The sequence below is a fragment of the Calothrix sp. NIES-2098 genome, from assembly GCF_963875125.1.
Lineage (GTDB): Bacteria > Cyanobacteriota > Cyanobacteriia > Cyanobacteriales > Nostocaceae > Aulosira.
In genome coordinates this window covers 95,028-112,845 of sequence record NZ_CAWNKJ010000002.1, presented here as the reverse complement: position 1 = coordinate 112,845, position 17,818 = coordinate 95,028, and the positions used below count along the sequence as shown (strand labels likewise).

At 40.6% G+C, this 17,818-nt stretch carries 22 protein-coding genes and 2 pseudogenes; 19 read left to right on the top strand and 5 right to left on the bottom strand.

The window, feature by feature from the left end:
* The first annotated feature begins 312 nt into the window (after positions 1 to 312).
* The gene (locus tag AACU33_RS36880) at positions 313 to 804 is read left to right on the top strand and encodes a TnsA endonuclease N-terminal domain-containing protein (RefSeq protein ID WP_096595659.1); all 492 of its coding nucleotides are present in this window, start codon (positions 313 to 315) and stop codon (positions 802 to 804) included.
* 15 nt (positions 805 to 819) lie between these two features.
* Here the strand turns inward: AACU33_RS36880 and AACU33_RS36875 are convergent.
* Positions 820 to 1,697, bottom strand: a protein-coding gene (locus AACU33_RS36875) for an IS630 family transposase (protein ID WP_339376570.1) whose coding sequence is annotated in 2 segments (ribosomal slippage) — positions 820 to 1,365 and positions 1,368 to 1,697 — 876 coding nt in all. Because the reading frame shifts where the segments join, the coding sequence is not laid out codon by codon here.
* Positions 1,698 to 1,721: 24 nt separating this feature from the next.
* Between AACU33_RS36875 and AACU33_RS37725 the strand changes: the two are divergent.
* From AACU33_RS37725 to AACU33_RS36805, 15 genes and pseudogenes are all read left to right on the top strand, one after another.
* A pseudogene (locus AACU33_RS37725) lies at positions 1,722 to 1,976 on the top strand (TnsA endonuclease C-terminal domain-containing protein); the annotation flags it as partial.
* A 66-nt stretch (positions 1,977 to 2,042) separates the two neighbouring features.
* On the top strand, positions 2,043 to 4,004 hold the full coding sequence (locus AACU33_RS36870; protein WP_339376569.1) for a Mu transposase C-terminal domain-containing protein: 1,962 nt from the start codon (positions 2,043 to 2,045) through the stop codon (positions 4,002 to 4,004).
* A complete protein-coding gene (locus AACU33_RS36865) occupies positions 3,995 to 5,122 on the top strand; it encodes an AAA family ATPase (RefSeq protein ID WP_096595655.1) in 1,128 nt (375 codons plus the stop codon). The genes AACU33_RS36870 and AACU33_RS36865 overlap by 10 nt, the downstream gene beginning before the upstream one ends.
* Positions 5,112 to 5,930 carry a TniQ family protein gene (locus AACU33_RS36860; protein WP_096595653.1) on the top strand — a complete coding sequence of 273 codons (819 nt, stop codon included), beginning with the start codon at positions 5,112 to 5,114 and terminating at the stop codon, positions 5,928 to 5,930. Before AACU33_RS36865 ends, AACU33_RS36860 begins: the two co-directional genes overlap by 11 nt.
* A gap of 380 nt (positions 5,931 to 6,310) precedes the next feature.
* Complete coding sequence (locus AACU33_RS36855; protein ID WP_096595651.1) at positions 6,311 to 6,727, top strand: element excision factor XisH family protein; 417 nt, start codon at positions 6,311 to 6,313, stop codon at positions 6,725 to 6,727.
* A complete protein-coding gene (locus tag AACU33_RS36850) occupies positions 6,715 to 7,050 on the top strand; it encodes a XisI protein (RefSeq protein ID WP_096595649.1) in 336 nt (111 codons plus the stop codon). The genes AACU33_RS36855 and AACU33_RS36850 overlap by 13 nt, the downstream gene beginning before the upstream one ends.
* Before the next feature lie 38 nt (positions 7,051 to 7,088).
* Positions 7,089 to 7,505 (top strand): XisH family protein, encoded by a 417-nt coding sequence (locus AACU33_RS36845; RefSeq protein WP_096595647.1) that lies wholly within the window; start codon positions 7,089 to 7,091, stop codon positions 7,503 to 7,505.
* Positions 7,493 to 7,828 (top strand): XisI protein, encoded by a 336-nt coding sequence (locus AACU33_RS36840; protein WP_096595645.1) that lies wholly within the window; start codon positions 7,493 to 7,495, stop codon positions 7,826 to 7,828. The genes AACU33_RS36845 and AACU33_RS36840 overlap by 13 nt, the downstream gene beginning before the upstream one ends.
* A gap of 124 nt (positions 7,829 to 7,952) precedes the next feature.
* A complete protein-coding gene (locus AACU33_RS36835; protein ID WP_096595643.1) occupies positions 7,953 to 8,978 on the top strand; it encodes a tyrosine-type recombinase/integrase in 1,026 nt (341 codons plus the stop codon).
* 3 nt (positions 8,979 to 8,981) lie between these two features.
* Positions 8,982 to 9,446: a hypothetical protein gene (locus tag AACU33_RS36830; RefSeq protein ID WP_096595641.1), complete on the top strand. Its 465-nt coding sequence runs from the start codon at positions 8,982 to 8,984 to the stop codon at positions 9,444 to 9,446.
* Positions 9,447 to 9,448: 2 nt separating this feature from the next.
* Positions 9,449 to 10,114 (top strand): hypothetical protein, encoded by a 666-nt coding sequence (locus AACU33_RS36825; RefSeq protein WP_096595639.1) that lies wholly within the window; start codon positions 9,449 to 9,451, stop codon positions 10,112 to 10,114.
* Positions 10,115 to 10,552: 438 nt separating this feature from the next.
* Complete coding sequence (locus tag AACU33_RS36820; RefSeq protein WP_096595637.1) at positions 10,553 to 11,074, top strand: hypothetical protein; 522 nt, start codon at positions 10,553 to 10,555, stop codon at positions 11,072 to 11,074.
* 27 nt (positions 11,075 to 11,101) lie between these two features.
* Positions 11,102 to 11,665 carry a GNAT family N-acetyltransferase gene (locus tag AACU33_RS36815; protein WP_096595635.1) on the top strand — a complete coding sequence of 188 codons (564 nt, stop codon included), beginning with the start codon at positions 11,102 to 11,104 and terminating at the stop codon, positions 11,663 to 11,665.
* Positions 11,662 to 12,201, top strand: coding sequence for a hypothetical protein (locus AACU33_RS36810; RefSeq protein WP_096595633.1), 540 nt, complete (start codon positions 11,662 to 11,664; stop codon positions 12,199 to 12,201). Before AACU33_RS36815 ends, AACU33_RS36810 begins: the two co-directional genes overlap by 4 nt.
* Positions 12,202 to 12,363: 162 nt before the next feature.
* The gene (locus tag AACU33_RS36805; RefSeq protein WP_096595631.1) at positions 12,364 to 12,621 is read left to right on the top strand and encodes a WGR domain-containing protein; all 258 of its coding nucleotides are present in this window, start codon (positions 12,364 to 12,366) and stop codon (positions 12,619 to 12,621) included.
* An 80-nt stretch (positions 12,622 to 12,701) separates the two neighbouring features.
* On the opposite strand, the gene AACU33_RS36800 is transcribed toward AACU33_RS36805, so the two are convergent.
* Together AACU33_RS36800 and AACU33_RS36795 are read right to left on the bottom strand one after the other, a co-directional pair.
* Positions 12,702 to 12,833, bottom strand: coding sequence for a hypothetical protein (locus AACU33_RS36800; protein ID WP_339376568.1), 132 nt, complete (start codon positions 12,831 to 12,833; stop codon positions 12,702 to 12,704).
* Between the two features lie 245 nt (positions 12,834 to 13,078).
* Positions 13,079 to 13,498 carry an acyl-CoA thioesterase gene (locus AACU33_RS36795; protein ID WP_096595629.1) on the bottom strand — a complete coding sequence of 140 codons (420 nt, stop codon included), beginning with the start codon at positions 13,496 to 13,498 and terminating at the stop codon, positions 13,079 to 13,081.
* Between the two features lie 405 nt (positions 13,499 to 13,903).
* On the opposite strand from AACU33_RS36795, the gene AACU33_RS36790 reads away from it, so the two are divergent.
* Together AACU33_RS36790 and AACU33_RS36785 are read left to right on the top strand one after the other, a co-directional pair.
* On the top strand, positions 13,904 to 14,083 hold the full coding sequence (locus tag AACU33_RS36790) for a transposase (RefSeq protein ID WP_339376567.1): 180 nt from the start codon (positions 13,904 to 13,906) through the stop codon (positions 14,081 to 14,083).
* Between the two features lie 401 nt (positions 14,084 to 14,484).
* Entirely contained in the window at positions 14,485 to 15,066 is a 582-nt protein-coding gene (locus tag AACU33_RS36785; RefSeq protein ID WP_096595625.1) for a hypothetical protein, read from the top strand.
* 19 nt (positions 15,067 to 15,085) lie between these two features.
* Here AACU33_RS36785 and AACU33_RS36780 read toward each other — a convergent pair whose 3' ends face one another.
* Together AACU33_RS36780 and AACU33_RS36775 are read right to left on the bottom strand one after the other, a co-directional pair.
* A complete protein-coding gene (locus AACU33_RS36780; protein WP_339376566.1) occupies positions 15,086 to 16,132 on the bottom strand; it encodes a tyrosine-type recombinase/integrase in 1,047 nt (348 codons plus the stop codon).
* A gap of 102 nt (positions 16,133 to 16,234) precedes the next feature.
* A complete protein-coding gene (locus AACU33_RS36775; RefSeq protein WP_339376565.1) occupies positions 16,235 to 16,420 on the bottom strand; it encodes a hypothetical protein in 186 nt (61 codons plus the stop codon).
* Positions 16,421 to 16,566: 146 nt separating this feature from the next.
* Here AACU33_RS36775 and AACU33_RS37720 point away from each other — a divergent pair.
* Positions 16,567 to 17,794, top strand: a pseudogene (locus tag AACU33_RS37720) (IS4 family transposase).
* Positions 17,795 to 17,818: the final 24 nt, after the last annotated feature.

Genomic DNA, 17,818 nt, shown 5'->3' with positions numbered 1-17,818 from the left:
ACCGGGAGCAAAGTACAAAACGGGTATTCGACCATAAAGCCAGTCAGGCTTTATGGTAAGTAACCTTTTACTTTAACTCATAGATTTTCAACCATAAACTGACCGCGGCGGACAACTTATGGTTACAGTCACACACCCTGTCACTGTAACCAAAAGTTTGCCGTTTTTGAAACCATAACCTTGCCGCAGACATAGCCCAAAAGTAGATTATTACGTTTAGTAGCCAAATAGAAAAAGTTGAGTTTTGAAATGATAAGCTTGCCGAAAGTATAAAAATCAAGCATAAACCTGCCGAAAGTTACGGTATTTCGTATGCTCAGCGACCGAGAGTTTGAAGACTGGTGTCGCCGCCTTTGTTTACCAGAGACGACAAAAGAGCTAGTGCAAAAAATCCGGAATTCAGAACCTGTGAGGAAGGTAGGTGGCGGAGCGAAAAATGTTTGCGGCAGTTATCCAAGTCGCAAAATGGGGAAAACGATTCAGTTTGAATCTCATAAAGTAGAACTGCCGGCGCTCGTAGAGTACGAAAATGATGAAGATGTATTAGAGTACTATGACCAGCCAATTCGTCTAAGTTTATCATTTCATTCCCTGAGCGGACGTTGTGTGGTGACATCTCATACTCCAGATTTTTGGGTAATGAGGCGTAATAGTGCGGGATTTGAAGAATGGAAAGCTAGTGAGCGGCTCAAAACACTAGCTCAGAAACAACCTACACGCTATCAGCAAAGCGAAGAAGGTCGTTGGCACGCGCCACCAGCAGAAACGAAAGTTCAAGCAATGGGACTGTACTATTATTTATAGCTATAGCCATCTTAATTAGGACGCTGCCTGCTTGAGAACGGCTTCGATTGCATGGCGTAAATTATCTGAGTTGGGTAACAGTTTGCGAATCCGACTTTTCAACCATGCCCAACATTTTTCAATTCGATTTAGATCGGGGGAATAGGGTGGCAGATATATCAGTTGACAGCCCACAGCTTCGATTAATTGTGCAATCCGACCACCATGATGAAACGTCGCATTATCCAAAATCACCCACTCACCTGGACGTAACATTGGAATCAAGCAGGTTTCTAGCCAGGTTTCAAAGACAGTGCGGTTGCACGCACCCTCGACAGTAAATGGCGCAATCAATTGGCTATCTCGGTATCCAGCAATCATATTAATGCGTCCCTGCCGCCGACCTGATTTGAAGTCGTAAAACCGTTCCCCCACAGGTGAGTAACCATAGCCATAATTATCTCGTTCATCCATGCCAGATTCATCGACATAGACCAAGTGAGGGGCTTTTGGGTTCTCCAGTTGTTCTAAGAAAGCTGCTCGTTTGGCTTCAGAGCGTTGGCAATATCCGTATGTTTTTTTTTACGACTATTACGAATCTTCTGTAATGCCCGGGAAATCGTTCGCTGACTAATCGGAACTTCCCATAAATGTGCCATCTCTGCTTGAGTTTTATCTCCATGTGCTTTGACAAATACCCGAAACTTCTCCCAATCGCTGATTTTGCTGTTCTGTTGGGATGCTTGCCTCGACTTTGGCTTAATGTCGCCTGTTTCGGCTTTGCGCTGGAACCACAAGTTAATTGTATTGCGGCTGATATTAAACAGTTGGCTCGCCTCACTTTTCTTGAGACCATCCAACTCAATCGCTTGCATTACTTTTTGCCGGAAGTCATTACTGTAAGGTTTAGCCATTGAAATCGGGTAGATCAGAAGTTAATCATTATACTCTACGTCCTAACTTGGCTGGCTATAGCTATACGTACAGATCTTGAAATCAACTGGATTGCTTACCGGAACTATCAGTTTCTTCAAGGTTATTTCAACCAAGAAAATACAGTTAACAAAGAGGTAAGAAAAACAGTTGTTGAGTGTATTAATGCCAATCCTGGAGTAACCCTCAAAGAACTACTAGAATCAACAAATACCGATTGGGCAGATGATATCTATGCCTTGATTGCAACAAAGCAAATATATATAGATCTCAAAGCAGTAGCCTTGAATGAGCCAGAAAAAGTTCATCTTTTCAGCAGCCAAGAAATGGCTAGGACTTATGATCTCATCATTGCTCAAAAGGCTTCTGCTAGTATCGCCAGTGGGCAACGAATTGATGTGACAGTTGGTTCAACGCTGGTTTGGGATGGTAAAAGTTGGTGTGTAATTCAAATCGGAGACACAAAGATTGCGCTTCAAAGCGAAAATGAACTGATTGGGTTAACTCATGCAAACTTTGATGCACTGATTGCACAAAAAGAAATCATTCATATTCAACCATTATCTGCAAAAACAACAGAAATTTGGGAACACATCAAATGCGCCAGTTCTGAGGATTTAGCAGTAGCTAATTACCGCTATAAAGTTATTGAACCATATTTGCATGGCAGCCCGTCAATTAATAGTTCTGTACCTGAGCGGACAATTCGTAGTTGGAAATCAAAATATCATCAGGCTCTGAATAACTATGGCTGGGGCTATATTGGGTTACTACCCAATCGTGGCAAGAAAGGGAACAGGGTAGATCGCTTTTCACCCGATACTTGGGAGTTTATTGACCAAATTATTGAACAGCACTATGAGAACTTCAAACAGCGAGGAAAACTAGCAACTTACGGTATTCTCATTAGAGAATGGGAAAAAGCTGGGAAAACAGACCCTTGCCCCAGCCGGATCACTTTCTGTAAACGCATTAATCAACGAGAAAAAGTAGGACAAACTCGCCATAGGCAAGGGTCAAGAGCCGCTTACCAAAAGAGTCCTTTTTATCACGAATTAACGCTCTCCACCCCTAGTCACGGGAGTCGGCCATTTGAAATCTGCCACATTGATCATACAGAATTAGATATCGAGTTAGTTTGTTCGCGCACTGGGCGCCCTTTAGGCAGACCTTGGGCAACTATTCTCATTGATGCTTTCTCGCGTCGTATTTTCGCAATCTATTTAACGTTTGACCCGCCATCCTATCGTTCCTGCATGATGGTATTGCGAATTTGTGTGCAGAGATTTGGACGCTTTCCAGAAACATTAGTAATGGATAATGGTGTAGAGTTTGGCAGTATTTACTTTGAAACTCTTCTAGCTGCCTTTAGTTGCACAAAAAAGCAAAGACCATCTGCTAGTCCTAGATTTGGTTCAGTCATTGAAAGATTTTTCGGCACAACTAATACAGAATTTTTTTACAACCTTAAAGGCAATACTCAAATTACTAAACAGGTACGCTTGGTAAATAAAACAAATAACCCAAAAGTACAAGCTGTCTGGACATTGCCAGAATTATATGAATATTTTTGTGAATATGCTTATGTAATTTATGACAGTAGAGAGCATCCAGCACTGGGAATGTCTCCTCTTGCTGCATTTGCAAGAGGTGTGAATCAGAGTGGGATGCGCTATGGACAAAAAATTTTAGATGATGAAAACTTTAAAATTTTTACTTTGCCCTCAACTGCAAAGGGAAGTGCAAAAGTCATACCAAGACTCGGGATAAAAATTAATTATATCTACTATTGGTCAATTGATGATTCATTTCTTAATCCTGAAGTTGAAGGCACTCAAGTACCAGTTAGATATGATCCATTTGATGTAGGAACTGCTTATGCTTATGTTAAAGGTAATTGGGTACGCTGTATATCTGAATATTATTCATCCTTACAAGGTCATTCCGAAAAAGAAATTCGACTGATAAGTATTGAATTACGACAGCAAAAAAATCAGTATAATCAAAAAATAGCAATTAGAGCTAAAGAACTTGCACAGTATTTAGAATCAGCAGAAGCTCAAGAAGTTTTACAGACACAAAGACTTCATGATTTAGCTGCAACTGATTTGCGACACTTAATATATAAAAATGGTAAGAAACAAACATCCTCTATTCTTACTCAGCGTCCAGTTGATAGCAATGAAATTATTAGTACAGAAGAAGTATCACAAACACATCAATTAAATACTTCAGCAATAGATTTGGGAAAAATCCAACCTTACTCTCAAGAGGAGTTATGGCAGTAAAAAACAACCGTCCATTTCCACAAGAACTCTTGACACAATCATTAACCGAACGGTTGAACTATTTTCAAGGAATTACAATTGGACACTTACGATTAAAACAAGCTTTAGAGACTTTGTTGCTTAACCTTCAACAACCAACAGATATTTGTGTTTTCTTTGTTGTTGGCCCAGCAGGAGTAGGTAAGACGACTTTGCGACTAAGGTCTGAAAAACTATTGATGGAAGATGCATTAGCATCTATGAAAAATCATATTTATCAAATTCCAGTTGCAGGTATTGAGGCAATTGCTAATGAAGGAGGAAAATTTAATTATAAAGATTACTATCTCCGCGTTTTAGAATGTTTAGAAAAAATTGCTTTTGATTCAATTGCTACAAATAGTTCATTAAATTATCAAAATAATTCAGGTTTTCTTTCTACTACATACTTTGCTTCTAAAAGTTCCGATACGGTGCGTCGTGCTTTAGAACAATCTATGCAACACCATAAATTAACAGCATTGATGATAGACGAAGCCCAACATTTACTGATGGTTGCTGGGGGAAAGCAAATGTTACATCAGATGAATTGGATAAAATCTCTTGCCAATATTACTGGTGTTGTACATATTTTATTTGGTACTTACGATTTACTTAACTGCTGTCACCTCAGTGGTCAAGTTAGCCGACGCAGCGATGATATACATTTACCTCGTTACTCAACAGATAACAAAGAAGATATCGCTGAGTTTATGCGGATTATCAGAACATTTCAGGCGCATTTACCTTTACTTGAAGAACCCTGCTTGGTAGAACAATATGAATATCTGTTGGATTATTCATCTGGTAGCGTTGGTCTTCTCAAAACTTGGTTAACAAAAGCTTTACGAAATGCTTTGGTAGAGAACGCAACAACCCTCAACGTAAAGTATATTCAACAAAATGAATACTCAAAAGCACGACGGCAGCAAATAGAACAGGAAGCACAAGCTGGAGAGAAACGATGGCGCAACGATGTTGCCACAGTAGGACTTAGTTTGACCAATGAAGATGTGAAGCAACCATCTCAAACGAAAGGTCGTGTTGGAAAACGTCAGGCTAAAAGAGATACCGTAGGAATTAATCTTGATGTCAGTTGATTATTATACCGAAGATGAGTTTTGGGCTTTAGAAAAACCAACAATTCCAGAACGCTCTAAATTATTCCCATTGGAACCAATCGGTGTCGGTACGCTCTATGTCGAAAGCTTGAGTGGATATATTGCTCGCCTTGCCGATTGTCACACCATAACTACTGGAGAACTAGTTTTATCAAAAGTTATTCCATTGATGAGGCATAAAAGAAGTAGTGTTTGTTCTATTAACATCATTAATCATTTATTTAGAGGTCAAGATTTTTTAACTTCAAGCAACGAAAAAAGAATTGACATTGCCACCACTCTGATTCAAGCTCTAAAAGAATTGACCTTACGTCAAGATTTATCTTGTTTATGGCCATTAAAATGGGCCAGCATTTTTTTCGAGTTTAGCATTTTGCGTTTGCATCAAGCTTGGTGTCCCTTATGTTATGACCATTGGTTTGTCAATAATCGAGTCATCTACAATCCACTGTTATGGTTAGTTAACACAATTGAGGAATGCCCTGACCATGACCATCAGCCCTTAATTGAGGAATGCCCTCACTGCCACGAAAAATTTCCACCATTATCCAGGTATTCTCGTCCAGGGTTTTGCTCAATCTGTCATCTGTGGTTGGGTAGCCAGAAACTCAACCAATTAGCCAATGAACAAACTCAAAGCGTTGATTTTTGGCGACAGCTTTTGATGACTCCTGTGCACTCTCATCAAAGCAACAAGCTTGTCTGGCAGTGTATGTGGTTTGATGATGTCGATGATTTGGCTGCCAATACTCCCTCTGATTTCCTGCCACCCATAAATCAGAACTAATTTTCCATTCTTACCTGCTCAGGGGGTTTGAAACCATAAACCTGCCGCTCCGGCAAACTTATGGTTACAGTCACAGGTATTAATCGTATTTAATATCGGATAAAAGATAATGTCTACTTATTTTGTCTTGTAGTGTTGTACTACGGTGTAATTTTAACCATAATATGACCAAACACCTGACTTAGGCTCTTGAATGCTGAGGATGGCGATCGCTATCTACGCTCTTGAAGCCTGCTCTGAGAAAGCCTATGCTGGAAGCACAGAAGTGGGGTCAGGCATAGTCTGGTTGAGGCTTGAGTATACGGAAGCAATCGCCACTTCGATGGGTTTTACCTTAGGGGACACTAAATATGGAGGTTCTATTTGAGAAGATTGAAAATATGCCAGCAAGAGATGTTTTTCACGATGCAGTTAAGCGTGGACTGATTACCGATGGATGGGAAATTACCCACGATCCATTACCAGTCAGTTTTGAATTAGGGGATATGTATATTGATTTGGGTGCCGAAAAGCTTCTGGCTGCTCAAAGGGGTGAGGTAAAAATTGCAGTAGAGATCAAAAGTTTTGTACGAACATCAGCAATTTCTGAATTTCACACAGCACTGGGACAATTTATTAACTACCGACTAGCACTATCTGAAATTGAACCGGAGCGCATACTGTATTTAGCCATACCAATTGATGCTTACAGTTCATTTTTTACCATCCGGCTTGTACAAAATGTTATCCGGATTCATCAACTAAAATTAATAGTTTATAACCCAGAAACAGAGGAAATTGTGGAATGGATAGAATAAATCAGTATCGAGAAATAGTAAAACAAGTTCTACTGTCATACGCAGAAATTGGTAGTCCTGACCCAGATGTAGAAACGCAAATTCTATTTGATACCGAACGCGACCATTATCAACTGATGAATGTGGGTTGGAAAAATCAGCGTCGCATTTATGGTTGTTTTTTACATATTGATATTAAAGATGGAAAAGTCTGGCTGCAACACAATGGTACAGAAGGTGAAGTTGCCGAAGAACTGATTAACTTGGGAATACCTAAACAAGACATAGTAATTGGTTTTCATTCGCCATTCAAGCGTCAGTTTACAGACTATGCAGTTAATTAAAAAATGAACAGGTATAAAATCATAAGAATATAAAGTGAATGGCAGCAAAAGATGTATTTCATGAAATTGTCAAAACAGCTTTACAAAAAGATGGGTGGACGATTACTGACGATCCATTATCATTACAGCTAGAAGATGACCAAGTATTTATAGATTTGGGTGCTGAACGTTTAATTGCTGCACAACGAGATCGGGAACAGATTGCTGTCGAAATTAAGAGTTTTCTAGCTCCCTCAACTTTATCAGAGTTTCATACAGCGCTTGGTCAGTTTCTTAATTATCGTATTGTTCTGCGTGAGAAACAACCAGAGCGTGTACTCTATCTAGCAGTCAACTTAGAAATATATAATGATTTTTTTAATCGCCGTCTCCCTAAATTAAGTATTCAAGAATATCAATTAAAACTGTTAATTTTTGACCCAGTTCAAGAGGAAATAGTAACATGGATAAAGTAGATAAATATCGACAAATTATCAAAGAAGTGCTCACAGAGTATAGCCAGATTAAACCAGCCAATGGAGAAATTGAAGTTATTCCTATTTTTAATAATGAATCTGATAAATATCAAGTTCTTCATATGGGATGGGAGAATCGTCACCGGATTTATGGATGTACAGTACACATTGATATTCAAGATGAAAAAGTTTGGATTCAAAATGATAATACGGAAGTGGGTATTGCCAATGAATTAGTAGATAGAGGAATACCAAAAGCAGATATTGTTCTAGGATACCAAGCTCCTTATTTAAGGCATTTGACAGATTTTGCTGTTAGCTAATTAAACATATTTATCCAAAAAAATCTGATATAAAACACCGATAATATCATCTGTAAAACCACAGATAATATATAACGTGACTTCAATTTTGCTGATACAATTACTGGCAATTATTAAATAATAAATGATGGAAAATGCAGAATCTTTACCACCTATTAAACTAATTCCAATTGAAGATACCGCAGTTAATAGGAATCCAGTTGGTAGTAAAAAGACTAATCTAAAAACCCCACCAACTGATATCCGTTGGGTTAAGGTATTGGAATTTTTACGCAGTAACAATCTCGCACCCAACAGCCGTAAGCTTTATGAACGCGAACTTAAGCGGTTTTTAGGATGGACGCAGTTGCACTATCATGAACTGCGATCGCGTCACTTTGGGTTATACAAAGAATATTTACGAGATGAAGTCAAGACTGATGCGGGTAAATCACTATCAAAAAGCAGCATCAATGCAGGGATAGCTGCGCTCAAAAGCTTTTTCAAATGGATGTGCTATACGTACCCAGAAATCATCACTACTAATCCCACTCTGGGAGTGAAATTGGAGAAAGTTCCGCTCCCACAAGCCCAAAGTTTGACTCCTGAGCAAATGGAAAGAGTTTGGTCTGCTTTAGAATTGCTTGGAGAAACAAAACAACGGGATACAGCACTCGTCCACATCCTCAGCCACGGACTCCGCGCCGGGGAAATTGTACAGTTAAATGTTGGTTCGTTCGATGGTAAACTCCTTTTCTTACCAGATACAAAAACGAATGAACCACGCTTAGTGCCGTTGCGCAAAGAAAGCCGAGAGGTGGTTGCAGAGTATTTGCATTGGCGAAAGGCGCAGGGGGAGGTTTTGACTAGCCTCAGTCCACTGATGATTTCGCACCATCCGTCATACAAGGGCGATCGCCTAAGTTATCACGGTATTTACTTTGCTGTCGAGAAAATCGGGGAACTGGCTGGTATTGAAGACTTGCATCCTCATCAATTCCGTCATACTTATGCTACTGATTTGTTGTTATTAGGTGTAGACCCAACTCATGCGCGGAAACTGACAGGACACACTAGCGAGAAAGCTTTTCGACGGTATACACTCCGCAGCGAGCAAGAAGCGGCAATCTCTGCCTACTACAAAGCTATTGGCGAAGAGGAAGTAGAGTAGGAAATGCCAAAACCGTTAAATCCTAAGTGTCAGTTGTGCGCCAAGTTACCAACTGCTAAGGCTAAGGTGCTGCATGGTACTGAAGGGGATGGATGCTGGAATCCGCGTATTTGCCATAATCGTCGCTCGTTTTACCGTAGTCGAACTGAAGATCATAGCAGCATTGATTCGATAACAGTTGAACCGCCTGCAACGTATTTTGCTGTACTGTATTTATACAAGGAACCGGGAGATAAGCCATTACATGCATTGGGTGCTGAACTGTGGTTGGGGCAAAAACCGATTTGTCGCCTCGAACCAATTCACTGCTTTGGGCTAACTGCTGGCAAGATACGTGCATACACAGATCGGGTATTGCAGGCATTTGCTAAAGAATATGGTGTGTCACTGTATCAATATAAGGATATGTTTGAGATTAGCCCCAAGCACTGTCCAGTGCGTCCCTGTCCACTACATCCGGAGTCATAGCAATGACTGCATACCGTCAATTAACGATTTGGGATGTACTTGATGAGATGTCAGAAGCGCCACCAACTTCTTCGCTTGCTCCGGTGTGGGATTGTTTGGATACAGAACTCCAGGATTTATCTGTGGAAGCACAGTTAGAAACTGCTGCTGTTGCGTTTAATCAAATTGCAGATATCCTCAAATCTCGGGCGCTGATGTTATTGCAAGATGTGCGCGATCGCAATAGCCCAGACGGGCCAATTGTCAGCACTGATATCTTTGCTGGGTTAGTGCGAACCACAATGCAGCTTGATTTGGATGATTTGATTGAACCAACAGTACCGCAAACTTTCAAACCACATGGCCCGCATCAGTTTTTAAATACTGGCTCTAAGGGTGATTCAGTGGTAGCACCTGTGGAGAAAGAGAAAGTCTTAGAAATGTTGGAGGAAGTCAGGACTGTAGAAGATGTTCACAAATTAGCGGGTGATGAAGATGTGCAGAAGTGGCAAAATGCGATCGCTCACTGCCTTGCAAATATTCAAGATGAAATTTCGCTTCCTCAACTCCAACGTGCTTTAAAAATGCCAATTGTTGAGGTATGGCTGGGATTGTTGCTGGGTGGCTTTACTTTGGAACAGCGTGGGGATTTTTATAATAAATCGGATATTTGGGTAATGGCAGACTAAACCGAACGGCACGCTTGCCAAGTCACAACAGTTAGTATTTTATTAATTTCCAAGCATTTTTCTTATCTGCGATCGCTTTTAGCGTGGCTAACCTAACAGACCCTCAGCAATACTGTGATGTTAACACTTTAGATTCAATTGAAATCCGCAATCGTAGCGATGTAAAATCGCAATTCCTACTAATGGTATCAACCACTTGCCGGGGGAACCTCCATTGTGCGGACTGGAGTGGGAAACCATGCATGGCAGTTCTTTCAGGAGAAAACCTCCAAAATCGGACTGCCGACCTGCGCTAACACCACGGCACTGGCTCGTGTACACAAACAAAACTTCCCTCCAGATAAGGGATTAGAACCAACAGAGCGTTCTGATTATTTTGTAACTGAAAGCTAAAATTTTAATAATGTAGGGGTATATCTGACGAAGCAATGCAGGGAAATGACCGAACTATACAAGGCTGGAATCATTGAGGTAACAGAAGCTGAAGATGAGGATAAGGATGAAGATTTATTTGAAGTCGCGGTGCATTTTGACGGCGATATTTTTCTTCCCAGCGTTGTTTTTGAAGGCAAAGACCACGCATTGCGGCAAGCTAAAAAACTTTATGATTGGCTAGAAGCTAATGCAAAAGAAATTAAGGGTGAGCGACTACGTTGGCAATCATACACAGTTAATCGCGAATCTTTAAGAGAATATCCAGCTTGCTATTTACCCTATTACTACTTCAGGTACGAGCAGTGCTTAAAAGTTTCAGTTTTTGACGAGCAGAACTCCCAAGCGATCGCTTATGGTTGGTTAGAGGCTGAACCTTTACCTTACTATGTGGATAAAGAAGATAGTTTGGTAGTTCTTGGAGACATTTCAGATGATGCTGTGCTTGCTGGTTGGCATAAAGCTATTGATATACGCATTCACATTTACTCTTTTATCTATCAGTCAAATAGCAGCCACAAGCTTTAATCATCAGTTGAGCATTAGGAGCTTTATGTGCAACTAAAAATCGAATTAAAAAGGGGTAGCGATAACACATCTGTTGAAGCATATTTGGTAGATTTAGGACAAAGACACGTTGATGATTATGTCAATGTTTGGGTCGAAAAGTTAAGGTTATTTACTCAAGAAGATAAATACTGGGACTGGATATTTAAATTAAGATCTATTGCCAATCAAGCAAATCTTGAAGGTTATGCAGTTGAGTGCGAAAATACAACTCAAGGTTTAATGATAATAGAAACACAAATGCACGGTTCCCGGTTGAATATTGGTAAGAGACTAGTTTATATTGATGGTATTGCAACTGCCCCCACTAACCGAATTGAAATTCAGCGTCCGCCTCAATTCAAAGGTGTTGGTCAAGCACTTTTAAATTTTGCCAGAATTAGAAGTGTTGAGCTTGGGTATGAAGGTAGAGTTGGGTTGCATTCTTTACCAAGGTCTGTAGGATTTTACGAAAACCAAAATATGTTTAACTGCGGGACTGAAGAAGAATACGATAATTTGGTTTACTTTGAGTATGGTGTATTGAGACGAAGAGCGGGTGAAAATTTATGAATCATCAACAGCAAAATAATAATTCTGAGATGAACGAGCCAGTAACAACCCAAGAAGCTATAGATTTACTTTTTGGTGAAGGATGGCTCGATGAAGCTGTTCGTATCGAAGATGAAGCCAATTGCACTATTGGTGCTGGTTTGGATTGGGGTAATGCACTACCACCTTTAATGCTTAACCTTCCTTTATTTGGTCGCCTATCAACGCTGCGTGTATCACTTAACCGTGAAATCAGGCTAATAATTGAAACATGGGATTTAGGTGTAGGTACAAAGGCGGCAACAGAGACTGCAAGGAGACGCATTAAAGAACGGTTGTTATCTCCTGCGCCTGAGCTATTACCTCATTTAGAAGCGACACTGCTACAAGATGATTTATACGGTGAAGAGTTTATATCTAACCGCGAAGTTCTCAAATCGCTACTTGCAGTACTTCTTACTGATTCTGATAGAGCAGAAATTGCAGAGACAGCTGCTAATTCAATACGCGCACAAGTTATGTTGCAGGTAAATTTTTCCGAAAAACTTTCTGCTTAAATACTTAATATAAGAACAACAATATTGTATTAAATTAAATCAAATTCATTAAAGGGGCAACCGCAAGAGTAATAGGTACTCCAGTAACGCACAAGCCGAGCCTAATTATTAAAATCATTGTGTTGACAGATTCTTGCTCCCAGCAGCAAAAGCGTGGTTGAGATGACTGTAAAAATTGCCTACCAACTTGACAAATGGCTTCAATCGAAGTGGCAAAGAGATACGCGATTCTACACCTTAACCCTTTGCCAAAACCTATTTGGAGAATGGACGATCGCTAAAACTTGGGGCAGTGCCATATATAGAGGATTTGGCAAGTCAAAAGATTTAGATTGTCCTGATTATCAAGCCGCGTTACTAACTTACTATAAGCTCCAAGAGCGAAGAGAAAAGCGAGGGTATAAAAGAGTTGACCTATAGTCAAGATATTGATGAATCTTTAGCTAGTCGCCATGAAAGTAGTTCATAACCTCATAAAAATTTATCATTGCTGACTCTAACTAAAATTTCTCCTTGCTGTACTGGTAAATATTTTTCGGAACATCCTGACAGAAACCTCTCTCAATAGCCTGACGATACCAAAGTTCAAAATCATCCTCAACAGGAGTAATCGCCCATTCTACCTTGACCATTTTTTACGTTGTAGAATTTAATTTAGAGAAATCACCAATAATTATAAGAAGGGGACAATTAATTTTCTCCCTTAATCATCAGAACTATAACAAGCACTAACGTGCAACTTCATTAGATGAATTGAAGTTGTATAGAGATGAAAACTGTTATAAGTCCTAACCCAAAAAAGGCACAAAAATCCCCAAAATCCACTTTTAAATGTTGGGAAATTGTTACCTGGTGAATGTGAAAATTTTATTCAAGCTCAAGTAGTTAAGGTATTATCGTTTGCTCCTTCTAAAAATTCTTGTAGTGTCCGCAAAGTTCGTTTGGTCGAATCAATAAATACTAATTTGATGCGAGCTTCAACCGCAATTAATGGATTGCCTTCTTTAAGGATTTCAATTGATTGCCAAAAATTCGCTTGGTAGTTAGATGCTTTCTTGTCTTCTTCTAACTTGGTATGAATCATCACATTTTCCAGGATAATTTCTTTACGATAATTAACTTCAATCCGAGCAACAACTGGAAGAATTTTCTGTTTGCCCTGTAAGTTGTGTTGTTTTAGCCAATGCCAACGCCCAGTTTCTAAATACTCCAAAACAGTAGCATTGTTAACATGACCAAAACTATCTAGATCATTCGGACGTACCTGTAGTTGCAAGGAAACAAGTTCAAAATTCATTAATTCAAACTCTCTCAATTTGGATTTATTCAATGGATAAAAATACTATTAGACTATATCTTGAGATTTTTCGGATAAAATCACTACAGCAGTGAAAACATTGAACATTACCTGTATCTTGTTTATATTTTCACTTCTAGATGGTTGCTGAATATTCAGGGGTTGAGTGAGGTTTGTTCCTGAAATTTTTTCACATCTTGCAGCAACAAATAATGTAATCGGATACATGAACCTATCCCACTAATACCAGAAATGTGATAATCTGCTTTTCAAATCAGAAAGGTGTAACACGGTATGGCTGGACGGTTTGAAGGATTAAGCGATTTAGAATGGAGGTTGTTTGAAGATATATTTCCTCAAGAACCAGAAAAACGCGATACCTTCGGTAAGCTTCGCTAACGCGGAATGCCTCATGCACCATTTCGTCATGTACTGAACACATTGCTGTATATATTAATAACAGGAAGTCGTTGGTGTGATATTCCAAAAGGGGAAATTTGGGTATCAAAAAGTGCAGCACACAGATGGCTTCAGCGTTGGCAAACAGATGTGACGTTCTTGGAAGAGCAAGAAAAATCGGGGTAGACCAATTAAAATTTCCGTGCCGCGTTTTCAACAAGAGCGTTGTTTTGCTTGGTTTCAACGAAAATATCGTCGGCTCGTTGTGAGAGGGGAAAGAATTGCTGCCTGCTTCAATGGTTTTCTTTCTCTAGCCACGATTCATATCTGGATTAACCGAATTTTATTAGTGGGATAGATTCGATACATCATCATTTCTCCATGTCAGAAAATTTCAGTTGCTTTGCGAATTGACTATTTAGCTCCCAGCCTAACTCCACAGTCTATTTCAATTTATGCGCGAGTTTCGTTGTCTTAATACTCATAAATTCGTTGTTCAAATTTCATCCGATCTGCGAACTCACACCACATACAGTGTCATACTACGCGGTAAACTGTCTGTACTAGGGTATATAAGTAGTGTAGACATGGCTTCTATAGAACGCGAATCAATTAATTTCAAACTTCCCAAAACCCTGACCAAAGCGCTCCGCGCTGCCGCACAAGAACGTCACACCACTGCTACCGATTTAGTTATCCAAGGTTTGTCTCATGTCCTGGGACCAACTGCTGGTACAGAAGTGAGTGTAGAAACTCGTCTACACAACTTGGAAGCTCAATTGAGCGCGCTCGCTAATAGGCAAGAAGCCAGTGTAGAATTTGGTGTAGAAAATAGCTCAAAACAACGACTTTCACTGTTAGAGCAGAAAACCGAAGCAATTGCCCAACGTTTAGCAAAAATAGAAGGAGCAATCTCTGTCCTCTCTGGGCGCTCATATTCTAGTTCTAAGCGCAAATCAAATAACTACCACCCACCACAGCTAGAACTAGAACCATTACCAGCCCAAAACTTAGCCTCAAGACTAGGTGTAACAGCATCATATCTTGTAGACCACTTTGAAAAACTTTCCATCCAAGATTTCATCAGTTGGACTCGTAACCGCGACCCAAGAAGCATAGGATGGGAGTTCCACCTAGAAGACGGTCTATACCATCCAGTACCGCAATAGAATTACCCAGCTAGCTTCCTTAGTCAATCATATCTGCCAATAAATTGGTCATTTCATCTTGACCTTGTTTGCGGTTATCGTCGTACTGGATTAATACATCCAGCTTCACATGGCGACTAACTTTTTGTGCCTTGCGTACATCCCCTTGAGTCGCATCCAAAATAGTTGTAATCCCGCTGTGGCGGATACGGTGCGGTGACATTAACTTTTTTACACCAGCCGCATCAAAATAATTGACGACAATTTTGCGAATGCCATCTCCAGTCAACCGATGCCCTTTGCTGCGGTTGTCAAGAGAGATAAATAAAGGTGAAGCGGCACTAAGATTACCTCGCACTTGCAACCAATCGCAGATGGCATTCACCGAAGCCACTGATAATCTTACCCATTCATCGTTTGTACCCTTTCCTTTCCCCAAAATCCGTAATCTGCACTCATGAGGGTTAAAGTCTTTCACGTCTAATTTGCTGACTTCATCACGACGCAGCAAATTTTCCCATAAAAGACGCAATAGCGCATAATCCCTTTTTCCCCGAACAGTTGAGCGCTCAATTAGCCCAATTGCACTGTTGATGCTTTCGGCATCTACCCCAGTGGTATCTCGATACGCCTTTACCTTTTCCAACTCTACATCTTCTAGGGTGTAGCTGCACACACCCAACTTGCGGGCAAACTTCACCAACGATTTAATGCTGCTGAGGCGACGGTTAACTGTTGCTTCCTTCAACCCAACAGCCAGTAGCTTGGCCTTATATTTCAACACCACCGCCACTGCCCGCTTTTCGCTGAGGTGTAAAAACTCCAACACACTGTCAGGATTTGGGTCAACACCAGTCATCGCCACGAAAAATTTCCGCAAATCTTTCTGGTATTCGCGCCGCGTACTAAGTGCGCGGATATTAGCAAGCATCAAAGCAATGACATCCTGCTCATCCTCCGTTGCCGCAAAATACCGCTCAATTGGGGCTTCAAAAGATTTTTTTAATGACTCTACTGTCAAATCAATAGGAGTATTATCGCTTGCTTTTGGGGATGCACGCCCAGTCGGATAAGAGGTATCGGACATAGCCTTGTGCGCGAAAATGGTTCTTTTCGATATCAATCCTATTCTCCCGCAATTTGCTTTCTCTAACTCACTTTCAACTAACAAATTCTCTATGATAATTCTTCAAGATAAATGTAATTTAATATACGCTTTTAATACTGTAGAAGGCTGAGGTTTTACAAGGTGAAATGCTCTTTTAGGCGATCGCGTTGCTCCCTTTTGAAGGTTACTGGAAAGACCCGTCGATCCAGAAATGCTAGTGTAGCTCAATGTGGCAGAGCGATCGCCTAAAAGAGCAATAAGTTGCACCCTTCAACTCCACTTCACCAACTCAGAATGCGATTTGGAATTTTGCTACGATTTTTCCTTATATTCCGTCTTCCACTCTCAATACGGTTCGGTTAAGGTCAAAAGCAGGTAGACTGAGGGTTGTCACTCAAGTGTACTGATGTTGAATGCAACTCAAAGAATTCTCATTAATCTCGTCAGCAATTGAGTCGGGTACAGTACTCAAAGCTTTAGAAACAGCTATACCGGCACAGGCAATGACGCAGGCGATCGCAGACACAGACAGTAATGAGGAACGGAAGCGGGCTTTACCAACAAATTTGGTGATTTGTTTGGTGATTGCAATGAGCTTGTGGTCAAAAGCATCAATGAGAACAGTACTGAAAAATCTGGTGGATGGGTTGAGTGAAGTGTGGATCAGAGTTGGGCAGTATTGGCGAGTACCTAGCAAGTCGTCAATAACGGAAGCCAGACAGCGTGTAGGATGTAGGGTGATGAGCCGCTTGTTTCATTTGGTAGTGCGTCCTTGTGCCACAGCCCAAACCCCAGGGGCTTTTTTGGGAGGGCTGCGGTTGATGGCACTAGACGGGACAGTATTTGATGTTCCAGATACAGTGACAAATGCAAGAGTATTTGGCTACCCAGCAACACGCCCAGGTACGGTAGCTGCTTTCCCCAAGGTTCGTTTGGTACTGTTGATTGAAGCTGGAACACATTTAATCGTTGACGCATTGATGTGTCCATACCGGATTGGCGAACGAACCAGAGCAAAAAAGCTCTTACGCTCTGTACAAAAAGGAATGTTATTGATGTGGGATAGAGGGCTACATTCTTACAAAATGGTACAAGCCACTGTCAATCAAAAATGTGATTACTTGGGGCGGATACCAAAGAATGTCAAGTTCTCAATCGAGACAGTCTTGCCCGATGGTTCTTATCTATCTTGGATTGCCCCGGACGGTAAATCTAAAAAAAAAAGGTGGCACAAAAATTAGGACGCGGGTAATTGAATACACTATTGATACTGATGACCAAGCGCAAACTTACCGTTTAATTACCAGTTTGACTGATGTTGAGAAATTCCCCGCTCTATTGTTAGCAACAGAATATCATCGCCGTTGGGAAATAGAGAGTACTATTGATGAACTTAAAGTCCATCTTTTAGGGCGTAAAACTCTGATTCGTTCTCTCAATCCCCGTGAAGTTGTTCAGGAAATTTATGGCTGGCTGCTTGGTCATTGGGCTGTGCGTTCGCTCATGTTTCAAGTTGCCGAATCTGCTTCCATCTCTCCCTTACGATTAAGTTTTACTGGCACGCTGAATATTGTTCGTCGGGCTGTTCCTAAATTTCAGCGGCTCCAAATTGAAGAATTTCCCTTTTTTTCGCCTGGCTAAAGCGCGAAATTTTGGATGAGCAGA

Bases quoted from the DNA above. Each gene is read 5' to 3' on its own strand.
- AACU33_RS36880 (WP_096595659.1), top strand. From the start codon at position 313: ATGCTCAGCGACCGAGAGTTTGAAGACTGGTGTCGCCGCCTTTGTTTA.
- AACU33_RS36870 (WP_339376569.1), top strand. From the start codon at position 2,043: ATGGCTAGGACTTATGATCTCATCATTGCTCAAAAGGCTTCTGCTAGT.
- AACU33_RS36865 (WP_096595655.1), top strand. From the start codon at position 3,995: ATGGCAGTAAAAAACAACCGTCCATTTCCACAAGAACTCTTGACACAA.
- AACU33_RS36860 (WP_096595653.1), top strand. From the start codon at position 5,112: ATGTCAGTTGATTATTATACCGAAGATGAGTTTTGGGCTTTAGAAAAA.
- AACU33_RS36855 (WP_096595651.1), top strand. From the start codon at position 6,311: ATGCCAGCAAGAGATGTTTTTCACGATGCAGTTAAGCGTGGACTGATT.
- AACU33_RS36850 (WP_096595649.1), top strand. From the start codon at position 6,715: ATGGATAGAATAAATCAGTATCGAGAAATAGTAAAACAAGTTCTACTG.
- AACU33_RS36845 (WP_096595647.1), top strand. From the start codon at position 7,089: ATGGCAGCAAAAGATGTATTTCATGAAATTGTCAAAACAGCTTTACAA.
- AACU33_RS36840 (WP_096595645.1), top strand. From the start codon at position 7,493: ATGGATAAAGTAGATAAATATCGACAAATTATCAAAGAAGTGCTCACA.
- AACU33_RS36835 (WP_096595643.1), top strand. From the start codon at position 7,953: ATGATGGAAAATGCAGAATCTTTACCACCTATTAAACTAATTCCAATT.
- AACU33_RS36830 (WP_096595641.1), top strand. From the start codon at position 8,982: ATGCCAAAACCGTTAAATCCTAAGTGTCAGTTGTGCGCCAAGTTACCA.
- AACU33_RS36825 (WP_096595639.1), top strand. From the start codon at position 9,449: ATGACTGCATACCGTCAATTAACGATTTGGGATGTACTTGATGAGATG.
- AACU33_RS36820 (WP_096595637.1), top strand. From the start codon at position 10,553: ATGACCGAACTATACAAGGCTGGAATCATTGAGGTAACAGAAGCTGAA.
- AACU33_RS36810 (WP_096595633.1), top strand. From the start codon at position 11,662: ATGAATCATCAACAGCAAAATAATAATTCTGAGATGAACGAGCCAGTA.
- AACU33_RS36805 (WP_096595631.1), top strand. From the start codon at position 12,364: ATGACTGTAAAAATTGCCTACCAACTTGACAAATGGCTTCAATCGAAG.
- AACU33_RS36800 (WP_339376568.1), bottom strand. From the start codon at position 12,833: ATGGTCAAGGTAGAATGGGCGATTACTCCTGTTGAGGATGATTTTGAA.
- AACU33_RS36795 (WP_096595629.1), bottom strand. From the start codon at position 13,498: ATGAATTTTGAACTTGTTTCCTTGCAACTACAGGTACGTCCGAATGAT.
- AACU33_RS36790 (WP_339376567.1), top strand. From the start codon at position 13,904: ATGCCTCATGCACCATTTCGTCATGTACTGAACACATTGCTGTATATA.
- AACU33_RS36785 (WP_096595625.1), top strand. From the start codon at position 14,485: ATGGCTTCTATAGAACGCGAATCAATTAATTTCAAACTTCCCAAAACC.
- AACU33_RS36780 (WP_339376566.1), bottom strand. From the start codon at position 16,132: ATGTCCGATACCTCTTATCCGACTGGGCGTGCATCCCCAAAAGCAAGC.